The sequence below is a fragment of the Escherichia sp. WS1265 genome (assembly GCF_046487585.1).
GTDB classification, from domain to species: domain Bacteria; phylum Pseudomonadota; class Gammaproteobacteria; order Enterobacterales; family Enterobacteriaceae; genus Escherichia; species Escherichia coli.
Genome location: NZ_JBJQJE010000016.1, coordinates 117,603 through 138,635 on the forward strand (window position 1 = coordinate 117,603; position 21,033 = coordinate 138,635).

The 21,033-nt window shown below is 50.9% G+C and carries 20 protein-coding genes; 3 read left to right on the forward strand and 17 right to left on the reverse strand.

Translation table 11 applies throughout. The features are described from left to right. Nucleotides 1-130: 130 nt before the first annotated feature. The 6 genes from pgpA to nrdR all read right to left on the reverse strand — a co-directional run bounded on the left by pgpA (nucleotide 131) and on the right by nrdR (nucleotide 4,233). On the reverse strand, nucleotides 131-646 hold the full coding sequence (pgpA, locus tag ACJHX3_RS16650) for a phosphatidylglycerophosphatase A (RefSeq protein ID WP_000154043.1): 516 nt from the start codon (nucleotides 644-646) through the stop codon (nucleotides 131-133). Further along, entirely contained in the window at nucleotides 624-1,601 is a 978-nt protein-coding gene (gene thiL / locus ACJHX3_RS16655) for a thiamine-phosphate kinase (RefSeq protein WP_000742096.1), read from the reverse strand. Before thiL ends, pgpA begins: the two co-directional genes overlap by 23 nt. A 77-nt stretch (nucleotides 1,602-1,678) precedes the next feature. Next, the gene (gene nusB / locus ACJHX3_RS16660) at nucleotides 1,679-2,098 is read right to left on the reverse strand and encodes a transcription antitermination factor NusB (protein ID WP_000801125.1); all 420 of its coding nucleotides are present in this window, start codon (nucleotides 2,096-2,098) and stop codon (nucleotides 1,679-1,681) included. Between the two features lie 19 nt (nucleotides 2,099-2,117). Further along, complete coding sequence (gene ribE, locus ACJHX3_RS16665; protein ID WP_001021161.1) at nucleotides 2,118-2,588, reverse strand: 6,7-dimethyl-8-ribityllumazine synthase; 471 nt, start codon at nucleotides 2,586-2,588, stop codon at nucleotides 2,118-2,120. A gap of 88 nt (nucleotides 2,589-2,676) precedes the next feature. Then, nucleotides 2,677-3,780, reverse strand: coding sequence for a bifunctional diaminohydroxyphosphoribosylaminopyrimidine deaminase/5-amino-6-(5-phosphoribosylamino)uracil reductase RibD (ribD, locus tag ACJHX3_RS16670; RefSeq protein ID WP_094308351.1), 1,104 nt, complete (start codon nucleotides 3,778-3,780; stop codon nucleotides 2,677-2,679). 3 nt (nucleotides 3,781-3,783) lie between these two features. Further along, nucleotides 3,784-4,233: a transcriptional regulator NrdR gene (gene nrdR / locus ACJHX3_RS16675; protein ID WP_000543535.1), complete on the reverse strand. Its 450-nt coding sequence runs from the start codon at nucleotides 4,231-4,233 to the stop codon at nucleotides 3,784-3,786. 150 nt (nucleotides 4,234-4,383) lie between these two features. On the opposite strand from nrdR, the gene ACJHX3_RS16680 reads away from it, so the two are divergent. Together ACJHX3_RS16680 and tsx are read left to right on the forward strand one after the other, a co-directional pair. After that, nucleotides 4,384-4,923: a DUF3251 domain-containing protein gene (locus tag ACJHX3_RS16680; protein WP_001314529.1), complete on the forward strand. Its 540-nt coding sequence runs from the start codon at nucleotides 4,384-4,386 to the stop codon at nucleotides 4,921-4,923. 297 nt (nucleotides 4,924-5,220) lie between these two features. Beyond that, nucleotides 5,221-6,105 carry a nucleoside-specific channel-forming protein Tsx gene (gene tsx, locus ACJHX3_RS16685; RefSeq protein ID WP_094321864.1) on the forward strand — a complete coding sequence of 295 codons (885 nt, stop codon included), beginning with the start codon at nucleotides 5,221-5,223 and terminating at the stop codon, nucleotides 6,103-6,105. A 37-nt stretch (nucleotides 6,106-6,142) separates the two neighbouring features. Here tsx and yajD read toward each other — a convergent pair whose 3' ends face one another. The 6 genes from yajD to queA form a co-directional block, all read right to left on the reverse strand. Further along, nucleotides 6,143-6,490 (reverse strand): HNH nuclease YajD, encoded by a 348-nt coding sequence (gene yajD, locus ACJHX3_RS16690; RefSeq protein ID WP_000974813.1) that lies wholly within the window; start codon nucleotides 6,488-6,490, stop codon nucleotides 6,143-6,145. Between the two features lie 128 nt (nucleotides 6,491-6,618). Next, a complete protein-coding gene (secF, locus tag ACJHX3_RS16695) occupies nucleotides 6,619-7,590 on the reverse strand; it encodes a protein translocase subunit SecF (RefSeq protein ID WP_000046637.1) in 972 nt (323 codons plus the stop codon). Nucleotides 7,591-7,600: 10 nt separating this feature from the next. After that, nucleotides 7,601-9,448 (reverse strand): protein translocase subunit SecD, encoded by a 1,848-nt coding sequence (gene secD / locus ACJHX3_RS16700; RefSeq protein WP_000934822.1) that lies wholly within the window; start codon nucleotides 9,446-9,448, stop codon nucleotides 7,601-7,603. Between the two features lie 27 nt (nucleotides 9,449-9,475). Continuing rightward, nucleotides 9,476-9,808: a preprotein translocase subunit YajC gene (yajC, locus tag ACJHX3_RS16705; RefSeq protein WP_000007629.1), complete on the reverse strand. Its 333-nt coding sequence runs from the start codon at nucleotides 9,806-9,808 to the stop codon at nucleotides 9,476-9,478. Nucleotides 9,809-9,830: 22 nt separating this feature from the next. After that, nucleotides 9,831-10,958, reverse strand: a complete 1,128-nt coding sequence (gene tgt / locus ACJHX3_RS16710; protein ID WP_094308350.1) for a tRNA guanosine(34) transglycosylase Tgt — start codon at nucleotides 10,956-10,958, stop codon at nucleotides 9,831-9,833. Between the two features lie 55 nt (nucleotides 10,959-11,013). Further along, a complete protein-coding gene (gene queA / locus ACJHX3_RS16715) occupies nucleotides 11,014-12,084 on the reverse strand; it encodes a tRNA preQ1(34) S-adenosylmethionine ribosyltransferase-isomerase QueA (protein ID WP_001266494.1) in 1,071 nt (356 codons plus the stop codon). Nucleotides 12,085-12,302: 218 nt separating this feature from the next. Here queA and acpH point away from each other — a divergent pair, with 218 nt between their 5' ends. Continuing rightward, nucleotides 12,303-12,884 (forward strand): ACP phosphodiesterase, encoded by a 582-nt coding sequence (acpH, locus tag ACJHX3_RS16720; protein WP_001009884.1) that lies wholly within the window; start codon nucleotides 12,303-12,305, stop codon nucleotides 12,882-12,884. A 20-nt stretch (nucleotides 12,885-12,904) separates the two neighbouring features. Here the strand turns inward: acpH and ACJHX3_RS16725 are convergent, their stop codons facing one another. The 5 genes from ACJHX3_RS16725 to phoR form a co-directional block, all read right to left on the reverse strand. Further along, nucleotides 12,905-14,362 (reverse strand): hypothetical protein, encoded by a 1,458-nt coding sequence (locus ACJHX3_RS16725; RefSeq protein ID WP_000155927.1) that lies wholly within the window; start codon nucleotides 14,360-14,362, stop codon nucleotides 12,905-12,907. A 185-nt stretch (nucleotides 14,363-14,547) separates the two neighbouring features. Further along, nucleotides 14,548-16,365 (reverse strand): maltodextrin glucosidase, encoded by a 1,818-nt coding sequence (malZ, locus tag ACJHX3_RS16730; RefSeq protein ID WP_001328722.1) that lies wholly within the window; start codon nucleotides 16,363-16,365, stop codon nucleotides 14,548-14,550. 155 nt (nucleotides 16,366-16,520) lie between these two features. Next, a complete protein-coding gene (proY, locus tag ACJHX3_RS16735; RefSeq protein ID WP_001521998.1) occupies nucleotides 16,521-17,894 on the reverse strand; it encodes a proline-specific permease ProY in 1,374 nt (457 codons plus the stop codon). A gap of 75 nt (nucleotides 17,895-17,969) precedes the next feature. After that, nucleotides 17,970-19,289, reverse strand: coding sequence for a branched-chain amino acid transporter carrier protein BrnQ (gene brnQ / locus ACJHX3_RS16740; RefSeq protein WP_000149639.1), 1,320 nt, complete (start codon nucleotides 19,287-19,289; stop codon nucleotides 17,970-17,972). A gap of 406 nt (nucleotides 19,290-19,695) precedes the next feature. Continuing rightward, complete coding sequence (gene phoR / locus ACJHX3_RS16745) at nucleotides 19,696-20,991, reverse strand: phosphate regulon sensor histidine kinase PhoR (protein ID WP_000893631.1); 1,296 nt, start codon at nucleotides 20,989-20,991, stop codon at nucleotides 19,696-19,698. Nucleotides 20,992-21,033: the final 42 nt, after the last annotated feature.

The following is a 21,033-nucleotide window of genomic DNA, read 5'->3' on the forward strand; positions in this document are numbered from 1 at the left end:
AAATATCTCCGCATAATATATTCGGTGATGTCGGATTTTACTTTAACAGAGTGCCCCAAAATTGGGGCACTGTTCATTTATAAATCAAACCGGGTGGTCTGGAATCGACTACACCACCCGGTCAATGGCATCAAAGAATACCCAGCGGCCAATGATGACCGATAAAGTACAGGATTCCTGCGGAAATCACCCCAGCAACAATATCGTCGATCATGATCCCCATACCACCATGCACATTGCGATCAAACCAGCGGATCGGCCACGGCTTCCACATATCCAGAATACGGAAAATGACGAATCCGGCGGCGACCCACTGCCAGTCATTGGTCGGCAATGCCATGAGCGTGATCCACATGCCGATAAATTCGTCCCAGACAATGCTGCCGTGATCGTGCACGCCCATATCTTTCGCCGTTTGATGACAAAGATAGACGCCGATACAGATCCCCAGCATCACCACCAGCGAGTAGAGCTGCCAGGGCAAAAAGGTCATCAGATACCAGAAAGGGATCGCCGCCAGCGATCCCATCGTGCCAGGAACGATTGGGCTTAATCCACTTCCGAATCCAACAGCAAGCAGATGCCACGGATTACTCATCTTCAGGCGACTTTTCGCGACATCTTTATGGCGTGGCAAAATGGTCATATCCTTTCCAGTCTAACGTGACAGGTTCGCCGTCACGAATAAAACAAAGCCCTTCGATATCGGCGGTCATTTGCCCGATACAGGTAAACGGTACGCCCAGATGACCGAGAGCCACATCCAGCGCGCCACGGTTCAGTTCCGGCACCGTGAAACACAACTCGTAATCTTCACCGCCAGAGAGCGCCCAGCGCAACGCCTGTTCTGGCTCAACATGGCGAGAAAGCGCATCAGAAAACGGCAGCAATGCCAGATCAATACGTGCGCCGCAGTCGCTGGCTTTAACGATATGCCCGAGATCGGAAATCAGCCCGTCAGAAAGATCGATAGCTGAATTTGCCAGGTCACGCAAAGCCTGCCCCTGTAAAATACGTGGCGACGGACGGAGATGACGTTTGATCAAGTAGTCCGCATCTTTAGCATCCGCAACCTGCAAACGGTTTTGCAAAATCGCCAGCCCGGCGGCGCTATCGCCCGGTGTACCGGTCACATAGATCCAGTCACCCGGTTTCGCCCCAGCGCGCGTTAAGGCCCGTCCCATCGGAACAAAGCCGTGGATACCCAGCGTCATTGATAATGGCCCACGCGTGGTATCGCCGCCAATGAGTTGCATATCGTAATAATTGAGAAGATCAAACAAACTGTCGCTGAAGGACTCAAGCCACGCTTCGTCAACGTCCGGTAAGGTTAATGCCAGCGTCAGCCAGGCTGGATCGGCCCCCATCGCTGCCAGATCGCTTAGGTTCACCGCCAGTGCTTTATAAGCCAGATCAGCAGGATCGATATCAGGGAGGAAGTGGTTGCCCGCCACCAGCGTATCAGTGCTGATCGCCAGGGTCTGTTTCTCGGGGATATTGAGAAGTGCGCAATCGTCGCCAATGCCCAGTTCGACATCAAGACGAGAACTTCTTACACGGTCAAAATAACGGGCAATCAGGGAGAACTCGCCACATGCCATACGTTATGCCTCAGCAGGTAAAAAAGAAAAGGCCAGCGATCGCGGAACGGTCTTCCGTGAATCTACCGGCCTGGATATCACTTTTTGTTAGGGCGAATCACAGGTGCTGCTTTATCGAGTACGCCGTTGACGAACTTATGGCTGTCTTCTGCGCCGAACGATTTCGCCAGTTCGATCGCTTCGTTAATGGCCACTTTGTATGGCACATCGCTACGTTTAGACAGCTCGTACAGCGCAATGCGCAGTACTGCTTTTTCTACCTGGCCCAGTTCTTCCAGCAGGCGGGACAGGTATGGCTTCATCAGTCCGTCGAGGTATGCGGTGTTAGTCGCCACCCCGGCCAGCAGCTCACGGAAGTACAGGACGTCAACGTCTTTTACATCCTGTTCAGCCAGGAACTGGTATTCAACATCAGCGATGTCGTTCTGGGACAACTGCCAGGAGTAGAGCGCCTGGACGGCACACTCACGAGCGCGGCGACGAGCAGCAGGTTTCACGGATTTCCCCTTACTAATTTCAGGCCTTGATGGCTTTCAATACATTAATCATTTCAAGCGCGGTCAGTGCAGCTTCTGCACCTTTGTTGCCAGCTTTGGTGCCAGCACGTTCGATCGCTTGTTCAATGCTTTCAGTGGTCAGAACACCAAAAGCAACCGGAATTTCGCTGTCCTGGGCAACATGCGCCAGGCCGTTGCTTGCACCACCAGCGACATATTCAAAGTGGGCAGTGCCACCACGAATAACCGTACCCAGCGCAATCACCGCGTCGTATTTACCGGTTTTAGCCAGTGCACCCGCCGCCAGCGGCAGCTCATAGGCACCAGGCACCCAAACAACGGTAATGTTTTCATCTTTTACCTGACCGATACGTTTCAGTGCGTCAATTGCACCTTCCAGCAGGCTGTCATTGATAAAGTTGTTGAAACGCGCGATGGTGATGGCGACGCGAGCGTCCGGGGTAGCAACGTTAGCTTCAATAATGTTCATTTTCTTCCTTCGGGTTCGAGTATGGCCCCGCAGGGGGGCGGATTTTAGCATAATATTTCGTGCGCTGCTTCCCTTTCGAGCCGGGAGATCATGCACCCACTAAATGCAGGCAAACATCCGGGCCTACATGACGTATCTCTTTGAATTTAAATTGGGGGGCATCGGCTAATTTCTCAAGCCCTGGCAGCGAGCATAATCCACGGGCGTCGTTGCCTAATAGTTTAGGTGCGATATAGACAATCAGCTCATCAACTAAACCAGCCTGTAGCAATGCGCCAGCGAGCGTTGGCCCCGCTTCCACCCAGATGCTGTTAATTTGCTGTTTACCCAGTTGCATCATCAGTACAACCAGATCCAGATGACCTTTATGCTCTGGAATCAGCAAGGTACGCACCGTTTCCGGCCACTCACGAGAATCTTCCTGCGTACGCGCGAACCAGGTTTCGCCGGGCTGCTGCACAATGCGATGTTCCGGCGTCACGCGATTTTGGCTATCAATCACAATACGTACCGGCTGGCGGAGATTGTGTTGCGGGTAGAGCCCCTGAGTTTGTTCATCCAGTTCAGACCAACGCACCGTTAAGGCTGGATCATCCGCCAGCACCGTGGCGCTGCTGGTTAAAATGGCATGACTTTGCGCGCGCAGTCGTTGTACATCACGCCGCGCCTGGGGCGAAGTGATCCACTGGCTTTCGCCGCTCGCCATCGCCGTGCGACCATCAAGCGATGCGCCAAGTTTTAACTGAATATAAGGAAAGCCGGTGCGCATCCGCTTGAGAAAGCCTTTATTCAATTGCTCGGCTTCACTCATCATCAGCCCGTGGCTGACGTCAATGCCAGCCTGTTGCAGACGGTAAAGTCCACGTCCAGCGACCTGCGGATTGGGGTCTTGCATTGCGGCAACCACGCGCGCCACGCCTGCGGCAATTAATGCATCACAGCAAGGCGGCGTACGGCCGTGATGGCTGCAAGGTTCGAGTGTCACATACGCAGTCGCACCTTTGGCTTTTTCTCCAGCCATACGCAACGCATGTACTTCGGCGTGTGGTTCACCAGCACGGTGATGGTAACCTTCACCGACAATTTCGCCATCTTTGACAATGACGCACCCGACATTCGGGTTGGGATGCGTGGTAAAACGTCCTCGTTGCGCCAGCTTTAGCGCCCGCGCCATGTAATACTCGTCCTGCACGGCTTAGTCCTCCAGGCGCGCGATCTCTTCGCCAAATTCTTTGATATCTTCGAAACTGCGGTAGACAGAGGCAAAACGGATATAGGCGACTTTATCGAGCTTTTTCAATTGCTCCATCACCAGATTGCCAATCATCTTGCTCGGCACTTCGCGCTCACCGGTTGCGCGCAGCTGCGATTTAATATGATTGATTGCCATTTCGACGTCATCGGAACTCACCGGACGTTTTTCCAGCGCGCGCAGCATTCCGCTACGCAATTTCTCTTCATTAAACGGTTCACGCACGTCGTTGCTTTTTACAACACGCGGCATAACCAGCTCCGCCACTTCAAAGGTGGTGAAACGTTCATTACACACCAGACACTGCCGACGGCGGCGTACAGATGAGCCCTCGCCCACGAGACGAGAGTCAATTACCTTAGTGTCCACGGCGAAACAGAATGGGCAATGCATACGGCGTCCTGACCAGGTGGTTAACAGAAATCTATTTTACCCTGAACTGACGATACAACAAAGGCGCAACGCTTTTGAGATAAAGGATCGATGCTTTCGCTGCTTTTACCCTCTACCATTAGGCTAATTGCGACGAGAAAGGGACGACCTATGAATACTAACGTTTTTCGACTGCTCCTGCTGGGAAGCCTGTTCAGCCTTAGCGCCTGTGTGCAGCAAAGCGAAGTGCGGCAGATGAAACACAGCGTCAGCACACTGAACCAGGAGATGACACAACTTAATAAAGAAACGGTCAAAATCACTCAGCAAAACAGGCTGAATGCAAAATCCAGCAGTGGGGTTTACCTTCTGCCTGGAGCGAAAACACCAGCAAGACTGGAAAGCCAGATCGGTACTTTACGTATGTCGCTGGTGAATATTACGCCTGATACAGATGGCACCACCCTGACGCTACGTATTCAGGGCGAGTCGAATGATCCCTTGCCCGCATTCAGCGGAACTGTTGAATATGGGCAAATTCAGGGAACAATAGACAACTTTCAGGAAATCAATGTGCAGAATCAATTGATTAACGCCCCTGCCAGCGTCCTCGCCCCCAGCGATGTTGATATTCCGTTACAGTTAAAGGGTATTTCTGTGGATCAGTTAGGCTTTGTACGTATCCACGACATTCAACCTGTTATGCAGTAAACGTATCGCAGGGCGTTTTGTGCGTCCCGCAACATCTTTCCCCATCATTTTGTTACTCTGCTTACATCACCCAGATTGATAGTAAAAGTTTGCAACAAGGGTGAAAGTCAGTACAATCCCCGCCCGAATGTGTGTAAACGTGAACGCAATCGATTACGTAAATGATAGAACTGTGAAACGAAACATATTTTTGTGAGCAATGATTTTTATAATAGGCTCCTCTGTATACGAAATATTTAGAAACGCAATTTGCGCCTTTTTCACTCCCGCAAGGGATTTTCAAACAGTGGCATACATATGAAAAAAACATTACTGGCAGCCGGTGCGGTACTGGCGCTCTCTTCGTCTTTTACTGTCAACGCAGCTGAAAACGACAAACCGCAGTATCTTTCCGACTGGTGGCACCAGAGCGTTAACGTTGTCGGAAGCTATCACACCCGTTTCGGACCGCAGATCCGCAACGATACCTACCTTGAGTACGAAGCATTCGCTAAAAAAGACTGGTTCGACTTCTATGGTTATGCGGATGCGCCGGTATTCTTCGGCGGTAACTCCAATGCAAAAGGTATCTGGAACCACGGTTCTCCGCTGTTTATGGAAATCGAACCACGTTTCTCCATCGACAAGCTGACCAATACTGACCTTAGCTTTGGTCCGTTCAAAGAGTGGTACTTCGCGAACAACTACATTTACGACATGGGTCGTAATAAAGATGGTCGCCAGAGCACCTGGTACATGGGTCTGGGTACCGATATCGATACTGGCCTGCCGATGAGCCTGTCCATGAACGTCTATGCGAAATACCAGTGGCAGAACTATGGCGCAGCGAATGAAAACGAGTGGGACGGTTACCGTTTCAAAATTAAATACTTTGTGCCGATTACCGATCTGTGGGGCGGTCAGCTGAGCTACATCGGCTTTACCAACTTCGACTGGGGTTCCGATTTAGGGGATGACAGCGGTAATGCAATCAACGGTATTAAGACCCGTACCAATAACTCCATCGCTTCCAGCCATATTCTGGCTCTGAACTACGATCACTGGCACTACTCTGTCGTAGCTCGTTACTGGCACGACGGTGGTCAGTGGAACGACGATGCAGAACTGAACTTCGGCAACGGCAACTTCAACGTTCGCTCTACCGGCTGGGGTGGTTACCTGGTAGTAGGTTACAACTTCTAATTGTGAGAATGCCGGATTCCATATCCGGCATTTTTTATCACTTCTTCTTATTCATCATCGCTTTTAAATCAGCGAATGGGTTGTACTTCGCTTCACCGACATCTTTCTGCGCATCTTCCCCTGCGATAACGGTCGTACCATACTGATCTGCTTCGGTATATTTTGAATGCTCGTGATCGTGGCAATAAAGACACAATAACTCCCAGTTACTGCCGTCTTCCGGGTTATTGGTATGGTCGTGATCAATGTGGTGAACGGTAAGTTCACGCAGGTTGGAATAAACAAACTCGCGAGAACAGCGACCGCAGACCCACGGATAGATTTTTAATGCTTTTTCGCGATAGCCGCTTTCTAACCGCGCATAGTTTTTTGGGATGATAGCCATGAAAAGTTACCTGGATGAAATGTAGGGTTACGCGCAGTTTCCCAAGATGCGGGGATTTTCGCAATCTCCATACATCAAAAAAAATCCCGATCTTCTGACCGGGATTTTCAACATCAACGGGAACTTGATTAAGGCAGAATTGACGGCTGATCCGCCCCTTCTTTTTCCACTTTCTGCTGCAGCATGTGTTCGCGCTTCATACCCAGTTTCAGAGCCAGCGCAGATGCCACATAGATGGAAGATGCAGTACCGATGGAAACACCGATAAGCATGGTCAGCGAGAAGCCTTCCAGTACCGGACCACCGAAGAGGTACAGCATCAGGATAACCATCAAGGTAGTACCGGATGTGATCAAGGTACGGTGCAGCGTCTGGGTCAAGGACACGTTAAAGATTTCGTAAGGCGTACCGCGACGGATCTTGCGGAAGTTTTCACGAATACGGTCCGATACCACGATACTGTCGTTAAGCGAGTAACCGATAACTGACATCAACGATGCCACAATGGTCAGGTCAATCTCGATATGGAATAACGACAAAATACCCAGCGTAATGATAACGTCGTGCGCCAGCGCAATAACAACCCCTGCCGCCAGTCGCCACTCAAAGCGGAAACCTACGTACACGAGGATAGACAGCAGCGCCGCCATCAACGCCATCGCACCGGTTTGCGCAAGGTCTGCCCCCACGCTCGGACCGACGAACTCAATACGCTTCACTGCCGCATTCTGATTGGTGGATTCGTTAATCACCTTCAGGACCTGGCTGCCCAGCACCTGACCGCCGGTTTCGCCTTCAGCAGGCGGCATACGGACCATGATGTCGTGGCTGCTACCAAAGTTTTGCAGCATCGGCTCTTCAAAACCGGCTTTTTGCAATGCATCACGCATTACGTCAATTTCAGCCGGTTTTTCGAGCGTAATTTCGATAACCGTACCACCGGTGAAATCCAGCCCCCAGTTAAAGCCGCGCACGCCCATAATAACGATAGCGGCGATTAACAGCAGACCAGAGATGCCAAAAGCCCAGTAGTCCCAGCGCATAAAGTCATAGACTTTACGGCCGTGGTTTAGTTGTTCAACAGTATATTCCTGTGCCACATCGCACTCCTCAGATTGACAGCTTCTTGACGCGCTTGCCGCCATATAGCAGGTTTACGATGGCACGCGTACCGACAATCGCGGTAAACATCGACGTCGCCACACCGATACCGGTAGTAATCGCGAACCCTTTAATTGCCCCGGTACCCACTGCGTACAGGATGATGACTTTAATCAGCGTGGTGATGTTCGCATCGAAGATAGAACTGAATGCGCCACGATAACCTTCATCAATTGCCTGTTGAACAGTACGTCCGTTGCTCAACTCTTCTTTAATACGTTCGTTGATCAGTACGTTTGCATCGACCGCTACTGCAAGGGTTAAGACGATACCCGCGATACCTGGCATACTCAGCGTTGCGCCTGGCAACAGCGACATAATGCCGACAATCAAGATCAAGTTGGCAATCAGAGCACTGGTCGCAATCAGACCAAACTTCTTATAGAAGATGATCATGAACAGAATAGAAACCAGCAGACCGGCAAGGCAAGCCTCCAGCCCCTGCTCAATGTTCTGCATACCCAGGGTCGGGCCAATGGTACGTTCTTCAACAATCTGAATCGGCGCGATCAACGCACCGGCACGCAGCAACAGTGACAGCTGACGGGCTTCGTTCGGGTTGTTGATGCCGGTGATACGGAAGCTGTTACCCAGACGAGACTGAATGTTGGCGATATTAATCACCTCTTCCTGTTTCACCAGAACCGCACGACCATTTGCATCTTTCTTACCGCTGTCTTTGTACTCCACAAACAGGGTTGCCATCGGTTTGCCGATGTTGTCCTTGGTGAAGTTAGACATGATGTTACCACCAGCGCTATCGAGCGAGATGTTAACCTGCGGCTGGTTGTATTCGTCCTGGCTGGAAGTGGAGTCAGTGATATGGTCACCGGTCAGAATTACGCGTTTGTACAGCACAACCGGCTGACCTTCGCGAGTCTGTTTCACTTCAGAGTCGCCCGGTACGCGGCCGGAAGCCGCTGCGGCCTGATCAACGTTGGTGTTTACCAGACGGAATTCCAGCGTTGCCGTCGCACCCAGAATCTCTTTCGCACGCGCGGTGTCCTGAATACCTGGCAGTTCAACAACGATACGGTCAGCACCCTGACGCTGAACCACCGGCTCCGCCACACCAAGTTGGTTTACACGGTTACGCAGGATATTAATGTTCTGCTGCACCGCATATTCACGCGCTTCACTCAGGCGAGCATCGCTCATTACCGCACGCAGCTGGTTGCTGCCCTGGCTACTAATCACCAGGTCCGGATGACGCTTGCTCAGATACGCAATGGCTTCATCACGAGCTTTAGCATCGCGGAAAGTGATGCTTAGGCCGTAGTTGTTTTCTTTACGAACGGTGGTATACGGGATGCCCTTTTCGCGCAGGTCGCTGCGCAGGCTATCGATATTTTGTTCCTGGAGTTTGCCAAGCGCGGTGTCCATATCCACTTCCATCAGGAAGTGAACGCCGCCACGCAGGTCAAGGCCGAGCTTCATCGGCTCAGCGTGAATAGCTGCCAGCCAGCGCGGCGTTGCCGGGGCAAGGTTAAGCGCCACGACGTATTTGTCACCCATAACGCCCATTAATGCTTCACGAGCGCGCAGCTGGGTGTCAGTGGAGTCGAAGCGCGCAAGAATAGCGCCCTCTTCCAGTGCCACAGACTTAGCAGTTATTTTTTCTTCTTGTAACGTTTTCTGGACCTGGATCAGCGTTTGCTCACTGGCGGCGACTCCGCGCGCACCAGTGATCTGAACAGCCGGATCCTCACCAAACAGGTTGGGAAGCGCATACAGCAGACCGATGACAATCACCACGATCAGCATGACGTACTTCCACAAAGGATAACGGTTTAACACGGCAATTCCCTTAGGGAAAAATTTTAATTACAGCGCCTTCATGGTGCCTTTCGGCAGGACGGCAGCTACGAAGTCACGTTTAATAACTACTTCAGTGGTGTCATTCAGCGCGATAGCAATGTAGCCGTTTTCCGCTACTTTGGTTACGCGACCAACCAGGCCACCGTTCGTCAGAACTTCATCACCTTTGGCAATGGAGTCCATCAGCTTTTTGTGTTCTTTGGTGCGCTTCTGCTGTGGACGCAGGATCATGAAATAGAAAATCAGACCGAATACCACCAGCATCAAAATCAAAGACATCGGGCTACCTTGCGCCGGTGCACCCGTTGCCGCTACCGCATCAGAAATAAAAAAGCTCATTAAATTTCCCTCATTATTAATATTAATCAACGTTCAAAGGTGGTACTTCTCGCCCCTGACGCTGGTAAAAATCAGTTACGAAGCTCTCTAATTTACCCTCTTCAATAGCCTTGCGTAAACCCGCCATCAAACGCTGGTAGTAACGAAGGTTATGAATGGTATTGAGTCGCGCGCCTAATATTTCGTTGCAACGGTCGAGATGATGCAAGTAAGCGCGTGAATAATTGCGACAGGTGTAGCAATCACACTCAGGATCGAGTGGGCCAGTATCGCTCTTAAACTTCGCATTGCGGATTTTCACCACGCCATCGGTCACGAACAAATGACCATTTCGGGCGTTGCGGGTTGGCATTACGCAGTCAAACATATCGATACCGCGACGCACGCCTTCAACCAGGTCTTCTGGTTTACCAACGCCCATCAGGTAACGCGGTTTGTCTGCCGGAATTTGCGGGCATACATGCTCCAGAATGCGGTGCATATCTGCTTTCGGCTCACCCACAGCCAGACCGCCGACAGCGTAGCCATCAAAACCGATATCTACCAGACCTTTAACAGAAATATCACGTAAATCTTCGTAAACGCTGCCCTGAATGATACCAAACAGCGCATTTTTGTTTCCGAGACTATCAAAACGCTCACGGCTACGCTTCGCCCAACGCAGAGACATCTCCATGGAGCGTTTTGCGTAATCCCAGTCAGCAGGATACGGCGTACACTCATCAAAGATCATGACGATATCCGAACCAAGATCGTACTGAATCTCCATCGACTTTTCCGGGTCGAGGAAAATCGGGTCGCCGTTGATCGGGTTACGGAAGTGAACGCCCTGTTCGGTGATTTTACGAATATCACCAAGGCTGAAGACCTGGAAGCCGCCGGAGTCGGTAAGGATTGGGCCTTTCCACTGCATAAAATCGTGCAGATCGCCGTGCAGTTTCATGATTTCCTGGCCCGGGCGCAGCCACAGGTGGAAGGTGTTACCGAGAATAATTTGTGCGCCAGTGGCTTCAACTTCTTCCGGCGTCATCCCTTTTACGGTGCCGTAGGTGCCAACAGGCATAAAACAAGGCGTTTCCACTACGCCACGATCAAAGACCAGGCGGCCACGGCGTGCGCGAGCGTCGGTGGTGTCCAGTTCAAATTTCATTTTTTCTCCACTACGTCAGAAAAACAGTCCAACGTTTTAAACCAGCGCCGCGGAATTACTCCCCGACGCGCTCATTAATTGCCTGCGGATTGTACGTGATAAACATCGCATCACCGTAACTAAAAAAGCGATATTTCTCTTCTACCGCTGATTTATAGGCGTTCATGGTGTGTTGATAACCGGCAAAGGCCGAAACCAGCATAATCAGCGTCGACTCTGGCAAGTGGAAGTTCGTCACCAGCGCATCGACCACTTTGTACTGAAAGCCCGGATAGATAAAGATTTGGGTGTCGTCAAAGAACGGTTCGATGAGATCGTTTTTCGCCGCCTGAGCCGCGCTTTCCAGTGAACGTACTGAGGTGGTGCCAACCGCAATCACCCGGTTACCGCGCGCTTTCGCCGCCAGTACCGCGTCTACCACATCCTGCGGTACTTCAGCGTATTCCGAGTGCATGATGTGATCTTCAATGGTGTCGACGCGCACCGGCTGGAAGGTGCCCGCACCAACGTGCAGGGTGACGAACGCCATCTCCACGCCTTTGGCGCGTAATTTTTCCAGCAAAGGTTCGTCAAAATGCAGACCAGCGGTCGGGGCTGCAACCGCGCCCGGTTTTTCGCTATAAACGGTTTGATAAAGTTCGCGGTCAGCGTCTTCGTCCGGACGGTCGATATACGGCGGCAGCGGCATATGGCCGATGCTGTTGAGGATATCCAGTACCGAACGATCATCATTAAATTCAACTTCAAACAGTGCGCCGTGGCGCGCGGTCATTGTTGCGTTGATACTTTCGTCATCGCCCAGTAACAGTTCTGCGCCAGGTTTTGGCGCTTTCGAGGCGCGAATATGCGCAAGAATGCGTTTGTCGTCGAGCATCCGCTCAACCAGCACTTCAATCTTGCCGCCGCTGGCTTTACGCCCAAACAGGCGCGCCGGGATCACGCGGGTATTATTAAAAACCAGAAGATCGCCGGGGTTGAGCTTATCGAGTAAATCGGTGAAAGTACCGTGCGTCAGCGCGCCCGTCGGCCCGTCCAGCGACAGTAAACGACAGCTACTGCGTTCAGGCATGGGATAGTGGGCAATCAGGGATTCGGGCAATTCAAAGGAGAAATCGGTAACGCGCATGACACTGACTCAGACTAAAATAAGAGGCGGGTAGTCTAGTGCCGGGGCGCTCTCCCTGCAACCTTTACCCTCCTTGATGGATGACATAATCTATACACAAAATCATTCAAGATGCATCGAGATGGCAACTGAATGAGTCCCCAGGAGCTTACATTAAGTAAGTGACTGGGGTGAGTGAAGGCAGCCAACGAAGAGGCAGTTTGAAGGATGAAGTGTATATGAATTTTTTAGCTCACCTGCATCTAGCTCACCTGGCGGAAAGCTCGCTTTCTGGCAATTTACTGGCTGATTTCGTACGCGGAAATCCTGAAGAAAGTTTTCCGCCCGACGTCGTGGCTGGCATTCATATGCATCGGCGCATTGATGTACTAACCGACAATCTGCCGGAAGTCCGCGAAGCACGGGAATGGTTTCGTAGTGAAACGCGCCGCGTTGCGCCTATTACCCTGGATGTCATGTGGGATCACTTTCTTTCCCGCCACTGGTCGCAGCTGTCGCCGGACTTTCCGCTACAGGAATTTGTCTGTTATGCCCGCGAGCAAGTGATGACGATTTTGCCGGACTCACCGCCACGTTTTATCAATCTGAACAATTACTTGTGGTCAGAGCAGTGGCTGGTGCGCTATCGAGATATGGATTTCATCCAGAACGTGTTAAACGGCATGGCAAGCCGTCGCCCACGTCTGGATGCCCTGCGTGACTCCTGGTACGATTTAGACGCCCATTACGATGCCCTGGAAACCCGCTTCTGGCAGTTTTATCCGCGGATGATGGCACAGGCGTCACACAAGGCGCTCTGAAACTTCAAGCTCCGGCGTCACTATTTTTTAGCATTCGCATCCAGCGGGGCGGCATAACAGCTGTAAGAAAAACATTCGCTGGAATGATTGGCGATATCTTTAAAGTTGCTTTCAGCAACCCCCTCGAACATGAGTACCGTTCTGGACAACTCTCCGTTTTCATTTATATATGGAAAATCAAATTGTGTACTGAATCGCCATACATCTGTCTTTTCTGGCTCGCTGTTCACAGAGATACGTCGATGGAAGACTCCTCCTGAAAACGTGCGCCAGAACAATTGTTGATCAAAATCTTGTAATATCGCACACTTGGATGCTATTTGACGTAGTAAACCTGCATACCGTGGACTGCCATTACGAGCAACATTATACAAACCCTGACTAAAAGCATCAAACAAACAATAGATATGATCACTAGTGAAAAAAGGTCTTAATTTTTTTTGTTCTTCATCGCTGTAATCCAGGAGCATCTCATTGATTTCTTCCGGTGAGAATTTTAAGACAAAATTATCCTCAGGATTTGTTTCTTTCTTGTTTTTTTCACTATTCTTCTCCTCAATGGTCTTCGCATTTTGTTTCGCAATTTTTTTCGCATTTTCTTCCTCAGTTTTTTTCGCAATTTTTTCCGCAATTTTTTCCCGAGTTTTTGGTTTTAGACTAACACCATCGATGTCAACCGGTGTTGTTTTCAGATCTCTCTGCGCGTCTTTCAAATTTGTCTTATAGAGATCGGGCACTTTATCGGCAGATAAGTATCCGGATGAAGAAATCTGGTGTGTACGCATGGGGGGCTGTTCACAAAGCATCGAGGCTATATCGTCTTTAAACTCTTTTACATTAAAGTTATCGGCATTAACCTTCCCTGTTATAAACCCCGCATCGGCAATTTTCTTCTCTAATTGTTTTGTACGTTTAGAATAATAAGCGTTGTTATCATAAAACTTTTCAAGAAGGGCCCACTCCTCAAGTTGCCTTATGTGATTTTTCAACTGTTGATGATCTATTTTATATTCATGTGTACTAGAATCATTTTGGTTGCAGGGGTTACAGATTTTTAAGCATAATTTTCCATCATAATTATTATCTATGGTATCAGTGAAAATATAGGACACTTCAATACTCTGCCCGTTCTTATCAGTCATCTCATATGACCATTGCCCCGTTCGTTTCGCATTCTTAATGAGTTCGATGGACTCTGCAGGACAACCATGAAGAATGGGCAGAATTTTATCAGGATGCTTAATGAGTAAAATTATTATATTTACAATGTTTGAAAAGAAATCTTTGCTATTTTTTATTTCATCGATTTTTTCCGCTGAAATGTTTACTAAGTTTTCATTTCCGGAAATGAAAAGCAATTTGCCATGGGGGCTTTTTTTAAATTGTTCTTCTGTTTTAGAAAAGACATCCTCTTTAAAAGGTGGCAACTCACTACCAGTAATAAATGGTTTCAATAAATTCGAATTTGAAATTGTCATATCTTTGCTCCACTACAGGGTTATCCTGGAGCATGTTGTACATAACATCATGGGCAAAGAATACCAAAAATCGCTCATATCGATCAGGACAAATATTTAACAAATTCAGCCCTGACATTGAGCAGCTTTTTCGCTGCGTAGTGTCAGGGCTGGTGACTAACGACGTTACAAATAAAACAGATGCTTTAGTTCATCCACACCGTAGCCGAAATGGCAGGCAAAGCCAGAATCCCGTCTGTCAGTTGCCCATGGCCTTCTTTGCGTTGCCATTGCACGACATTAAGAAACGGTGACGCGGGTAGCACCACTTCACAGGCCTCGCCACGGTTGATTGCCACCAGTACACGCTGCTGATTCAGCACGCGGACAAATACCACCACGTTATCTTCCGCATACAGCACCTGACAGCCGCCACGACGCAGCGCCTGACTTTTCTTACGCAGCGCAATCATTCGCTGGTACAACGCGAATAACGCCGTATCCTGCTTTTCCACCTGCCAGGGGAACGGTTTACGGCAAAACGGATCGTTTTTGCCATCCAGTCCTACTTCATCACCGTAATAAATGCACGGTACACCAGGCCAGGTGAACAGCCAGACCACCGCCAGCGGCAGGCGCGCAATATCCCGACCGAGCAGCGTTTTAAATCGCGCAGTATCGTGGCTATCGAGCTGATTAAACATACGTAATTGCTGTTGATGAGAAAGTCCTGCGCGGTAATTATCCATCCAGGCCATACAGGTTTGGGCGTCAATTTGCTGCGGATCATAAGAGATATCGGTATTGGCGAGAAATCCCCACAACGGGAATGTGAAGCCGCGATAGTTCATGGCGGCATCTTCCACATCGGCCTGTAACCATTGCCGTGCATCGCCAAAATGCTCTCCAACTATATACGCTTCCGGCTGGGTTTCTTTCGCCGCTTCGGTGATCCCGGCAACGTGCTGCAAATTATTGCGCGCCCCACCGGCTTCCCCCAGCATATGCACCACATCCAGTCGCCAGCCGTCCATATTCCACGGCGCTTTCAGCCAGTGGCGGACAATACTGTCTTCCCCGCGATAAATTTCATTCACCAGACTTTCCGACTGATAATCCAGTTTCGGCAAGCTGGCATAGCCCAGCCAGTCGAGCGCCGTGCCATCATCACTAAACGAGTACCAGTCGCGCCAGGGCGATTCGGGGTTGTGACAAGCTCCCCCCGTGCCACGATTGTGCCTGTCAAACCAGGCATGGGAATCGCCACTGTGGTTAAACACGCCATCCAGCACCAGCCGCATTCCCAGCTGCTGCGTATTGTGTCGCAAACGCAGCAATGCCCCATCACCGCCAAACTGCGGATCGACATGGCGATAATCCTCGGTATCGTATTTATGTACGCTGGGAGCTTTAAACACCGGATTAAGATACAGCGCCGTCACGCCAAGTTTTTTCAGATACGGCAGTTTTTCGCTGATACCGTCCAGATCGCCGCCATAGAACGTTGATCCGCCCGCCTGCGCCGTGACCGGTTCATCCCAGTCACGCAATATGATCTCTTGTCCGGCTGCGTGATGGTAATAAACATGATCCTGTTCAGCTTCACGAGGAAGACTACGGGCGAAACGATCAGGGAAGATCTGATAAAAAATCTGATCCGCAGCCCATTGTGGGCCGATATCCGGGACATCGACGGCAAACTGCTCCAGTCGTGCTGGCGGCATTCGGCTGAAGCCCTGCGGTGTAAACCAACGCTGGCGATCGTGCCACAGCAATTTGAAACTATAACGCCGCCGGGGTTGCCCGCTGGAGAGATCGATCGCCGCCCGCCATGCGGTGACGCCAGGCTGCGGCTGACTGCGCTGCTTATGCATCGGTACTGACGTTTCTTCGTTGTCGTGTTCTGTACGCAGCATAATGCGCTGCGGTGGGTCTTCGCCCGTCAGCCACAGTGTAATGAGCAGTTGATCTTTGCTTTGTTTAACAAATGGGGGCACCGGCAGGTGCCATGCATTTAACATCATAATTCCCCTGTGATGAAAATCTGATCACCTTGCCATAGCCTAATGCAGGATCACTCATCATCTGAAGGATATTTGGGGGAGGAGGACGGGGGCGGATAACTTTCGGAATAGCCGGATCAGGATTTCCTCCTGAACCGGCTTACAGAACGCAAGTATTACTGGTTTTCAGCCAGCTGACGATCGTGGCGGCGTTTAAACATCCAGCCAATCAACAGCACAACAATCCACGCGAAACCGACATACAGCGAGATACGCGTATCCGGGTGATAACCAATCAACCCGATAATAAAGAGCAGGAAAATCAGCCCGCCGATGGTCGTTGCTACCCCACCCGGCACTTTAAATTTCAGCGCCTTAACTTCTTCTGGCGGCAAACGGCGACGGAAGGCAATTTGCGACAGCAGGATCATAATCCACACCCACACCGTGGCGAAGGTTGCCAGCGAAGCGATCACCAGGAAGACGTTTTCCGGCATGATGTAGTTCAGATACACCGCAAACAGCAGCGCGGTAGTCATCACCAGCACCGTAACCCACGGAATACCGCGACGCGACGTTTTGCTGAAAATTTTCGGCGCGCTGCCCTGCTCTGCCATACCGTGGAGCATACGGCCTACGCCAAATACGTCACTGTTAATTGCCGACAGCGAAGCAGTCAGCACAACAAAGTTAAGAATGCTGGCGGCAAAGGTAATGCCCATATGCTGGAACGTCAGCACGAACGGGCTACCGGCAGTGCCAACCTGATTCCACGGGTAGATAGACATAATGACGAACAGCGTACCGACGTAGAACACCAGAATACGCATCGGCACGGAGTTAATCGCACGCGGTATCGATTTCTCAGGATCTTTCGCTTCACCGGCGGTAATCCCGATAATTTCGATCCCACCGTAAGCAAACATCACCATTTGCAACGACATCACCATCCCAAGCCAGCCGTTACTGAAGAAGCCGCCGTTGCTCCACAGGTTATGAATACCGGTCGGTTGCCCGCCGTTGCCAATCCCCCAGATGATGATGCCGAAACCGGCGACAATCATGATGATGATGGTGGCGACTTTAAAGAACGAGAACCAGAACTCCAGCTCACCGAATACCTTCACGCTCATCAGGTTTACGGCGCAAATGATCAGCACCACGCTCAGTACCCAAATCCAGTGCGGCACCGTCGGGAACCAGACACCCATATAGATACCAAAAGCGGTCACATCGGCGATGGCGACAATAAGGATTTCAAAGCAGTAGGTCCAGCCGGTAATGTAACCTGCCAGCGGTCCGAGGTTTTCCTGCGCATAACGCGAGAAAGAGCTGGCGGCCGGGTTATGTACCGACATTTCCCCCAGCGCGCGCATAATGATATACGCCGCGACACCACCGATAATATAGGCCAACAACACGCTCGGACCGGCCATTTTGATGGCGTCTGCCGAACCGTAAAACAACCCGGTGCCAATTGCTGAACCCAGTGCCATAAAGCGTATGTGGCGGGTACTTAGCCCACGCTTTAGCTTGTTCTTACTTTCCATCAATTCCTAACCCATCAACACAATAAAAAACCACGGGGCATCGCAGCCCCGTGGTTAAAACAAATGTTCAGTGATTTAGTGAGCGCTGGAGGTCACCTGACGACCTGCCGCGCGATCCCAGATAATGGCCAGAACCACCATCACCACTGTTGGCATTAACCACGCCAGACCTTGTTCGGCCAGCGGTAAACGCTGCGCCCAGGACGGTAAGATATCGCTGAATGCAGATGCTTTGATCCCGTCGAGAATACCAAAAAGCAGGCTGATAAACATCGGCGGAGCAATCACGCGGGACGAATTATGCCACCATGAGCGTGTAAAACTTAATACAACCAGTGCGATACACGGCGGATAAATGGCGGTCAGCACCGGTACGGAGATCTGAATCAGCTGACTCAAGCCGAGGTTAGACACCACCATCGAGAAGCCGCCGAGGATAAACACCAGCGTACGATAAGAGAGCGGTACGTACTGGGCGAAGAATTCTGCACAAGCACAGGTCAGGCCAACTGCCGTGACCAGGCAGGCGATGAAGATTAACGCCGCCAGCAGGAAGCTACCGCCGCCGCCAAAGGTGTGCTGAACGTAAGCATGCAGAATAGCAGCGCCGTTTGCAGACTGATCGACCAGCGACGCGCTGTCTGAACCCAGACGGAACAGCGCCAGGTACAGCAGAGTCAGACCGACACCCGCCATCAGGCCAGCCCAGACGGTATAACGGGTCAGCAGACGCGCTTCGGTAACGCCACGAGAACGCGCCGCGTTAACAATAACGATACCAAACACCATCGCGCCCAGCGTATCCATGGTCAGATAGCCGTTGACGAAGCCGTTAGAAAACGCAGCGTTTTGATAAGCCTCAGTCGCCGTGCTGATAGAACCCGCTGGCCAGACAATTGCGGCAACTGACAGGATGACCAGCGCGATAATTTTCAGCGGCGCAAGGAAGTTGCCCACGGTATCCAGCAGCTTGCCCGGATAGAGCGAAACCAGAATAACGATAGCGAAATAGACCAGGCTGTAGATAAACAGCGGCAGCGCGGAATCACCCGTCAGCGGCGCAATCCCCACTTCAAAAGAAACGGTAGCTGTACGCGGCGTAGCGAAAAGCGGCCCCACCGCCAGGTAACACACCGTTGCCAGCAGTACGCCAGCGACTTTACCGATTGGCGTGCTGAGGCTGTCAACACCGCCGCCAACTTTTGCCAGCGCCACTACCGTTAATACCGGCAGGCCAACGGCAGTAATGAGGAAGCCGAATGCCGCAGTCCAGACGTGTTCGCCTGCCTGTAAGCCGACCATTGGAGGGAAAATAATGTTACCTGCGCCGACGAACAACGCAAATGTCATAAAGCCCAGAGCGATGATATCGCGCGATCTTAATTGATGGGTCATAAATCATACTGCCTGTGGATGTGGTGTTGTAACGTTAAATTTTTGTGCCAATCCCTGGGGATGATACAGCGGTATATTTAAACAATTTTAGCGGGAAATACTCCCAACCAGGCGCGGCGAAGAATAGTTTTTCGATTTACCGCGTTAATGCAGTCAGTATGACAGCACCTGAAGCGCAATTTAAACGCTTATAACGTTTTAAAGCAAGGAGGGATCTAAAAACCAGAGGTATATAGCGATAAGAAACCGCCAACCAGTATAAAACACTATTTCCGTGAAAAAGACATGGCTAATCATGCGAACAAAAAATCGCCAACCGTTGTAAAATCTAACGCCCGTATTTTGACTGCAAAGAAAATAAGCCAGCATCGGCTGGCTTATGGCAATAAAAGATGACAAAGGTGGATTAATCGCTGTTTTTGGCAATTAAACGTTCCGGGATAACAAAACTGAAACGTGTTCCTTTTCCTACTGTACTCTCAATATTCAGGCGACTTTCGTGATGATTCACCGCATGTTTCACGATCGCTAACCCTAATCCGCTACCGCCGGTTTGCCGGGAACGCGCTTTATCAACGCGATAAAAACGCTCGGTCAGGCGCGGAATATGCTCTGGTGCAATGCCCGGTCCGTTATCTTCAACGCTAAATTCGGCACCGTGCGGCACTCGCTGCCAGCGTACGGTGATATGCGTGCCTTCCGGCGTATGATTTACGGCGTTATAGACCAGGTTCGAAATCGCACTGCGTAGCTGATCTTCGTTGCCAGACACCTTGAGGCCGTTATCTATCTCAAAGGTAAATGTCTGTTTTTTCTGACTCAGAGTCTGAGCCTCGCGCTCAACAACGCGCAGCATCATCGGCACATCAACCTTTTCATTGAGCAAATGCGTCGGTGCGGCTTCTATTTTCGACAGCGTCAGCAATTGCTTCACCAGCCCTTCCATCCGCTGGGTCTGCTCGCGCATGGTGTGCAACGCTTTTTCACGTACCGCGCCTTCCAGCGGTTGCTCATCCATCATCTCCAGGTAACCCTGTAGCACGGTCAATGGCGTACGTAACTCATGGCTCACGTTGGCAAAAAAGTTACGCCGCGCCCCTTCCAGTTGATGCATTTGCGTGACATCACGCGCCACCATCAGCAACTGTTTGTGGGTATAAGGCATGACGCGAATTTCCAGATGCCGCCCGGTGTTGAGCACCAGATTGAGCGGGCGAGAAAAATCACGCGTTTTCAGATATTGCGTAAACTCCGGGTAACGCAGCAGGTTAAGGATGTTCTGCCCGTTATCTTCCGGCCAGCGCAAACCAAGAATCTGTTGCGCCAGGCCGTTACACCAGAAAATACCGCCCTCTTCCGTGGTCAGCACCACCGCGTCGGGCAGCGACTCCGCGCCGCTACGAAAGCGTTTAATCAGATTGCCCAGTTCACGACGGCGTTTTTTATTTCGCAGCTGCATCTGGTGTAAGCCGTATAGTAGCGGTTCCCAGCTACCACGCCCCGGTGGCGGGGTCATACTGCGATCCACCCACAGCCACCATGAAAGGCGCAATAAATTCCAGAAATGCCAGATAAGCAGTCCTGTTACCGATGCCAGCAAAAACCAGGGCAGGTAACCAAAAAATACACCCAGGATGAAAGCCGGGAGGCAGCAAAGTAGCAGCTCCAGCACCAGCCTTTTCCACGACAGCCGTTCCAGCACGTAAGATACTCCAGTTAAGAAATCATAAGCCCTGCTCTGCGT

What these genes read in the sequence shown, in the direction of transcription:
- pgpA (WP_000154043.1), bottom strand. Translation starts at nt 646, where the DNA reads ATGACCATTTTGCCACGCCATAAAGATGTCGCGAAAAGTCGCCTGAAG.
- thiL (WP_000742096.1), bottom strand. Translation starts at nt 1,601, where the DNA reads ATGGCATGTGGCGAGTTCTCCCTGATTGCCCGTTATTTTGACCGTGTA.
- ribE (WP_001021161.1), bottom strand. Translation starts at nt 2,588, where the DNA reads ATGAACATTATTGAAGCTAACGTTGCTACCCCGGACGCTCGCGTCGCC.
- nrdR (WP_000543535.1), bottom strand. Translation starts at nt 4,233, where the DNA reads ATGCATTGCCCATTCTGTTTCGCCGTGGACACTAAGGTAATTGACTCT.
- ACJHX3_RS16680 (WP_001314529.1), top strand. Translation starts at nt 4,384, where the DNA reads ATGAATACTAACGTTTTTCGACTGCTCCTGCTGGGAAGCCTGTTCAGC.
- tsx (WP_094321864.1), top strand. Translation starts at nt 5,221, where the DNA reads ATGAAAAAAACATTACTGGCAGCCGGTGCGGTACTGGCGCTCTCTTCG.
- yajD (WP_000974813.1), bottom strand. Translation starts at nt 6,490, where the DNA reads ATGGCTATCATCCCAAAAAACTATGCGCGGTTAGAAAGCGGCTATCGC.
- yajC (WP_000007629.1), bottom strand. Translation starts at nt 9,808, where the DNA reads ATGAGCTTTTTTATTTCTGATGCGGTAGCGGCAACGGGTGCACCGGCG.
- tgt (WP_094308350.1), bottom strand. Translation starts at nt 10,958, where the DNA reads ATGAAATTTGAACTGGACACCACCGACGCTCGCGCACGCCGTGGCCGC.
- queA (WP_001266494.1), bottom strand. Translation starts at nt 12,084, where the DNA reads ATGCGCGTTACCGATTTCTCCTTTGAATTGCCCGAATCCCTGATTGCC.
- acpH (WP_001009884.1), top strand. Translation starts at nt 12,303, where the DNA reads ATGAATTTTTTAGCTCACCTGCATCTAGCTCACCTGGCGGAAAGCTCG.
- ACJHX3_RS16725 (WP_000155927.1), bottom strand. Translation starts at nt 14,362, where the DNA reads ATGACAATTTCAAATTCGAATTTATTGAAACCATTTATTACTGGTAGT.
- malZ (WP_001328722.1), bottom strand. Translation starts at nt 16,365, where the DNA reads ATGATGTTAAATGCATGGCACCTGCCGGTGCCCCCATTTGTTAAACAA.
- proY (WP_001521998.1), bottom strand. Translation starts at nt 17,894, where the DNA reads ATGGAAAGTAAGAACAAGCTAAAGCGTGGGCTAAGTACCCGCCACATA.
- brnQ (WP_000149639.1), bottom strand. Translation starts at nt 19,289, where the DNA reads ATGACCCATCAATTAAGATCGCGCGATATCATCGCTCTGGGCTTTATG.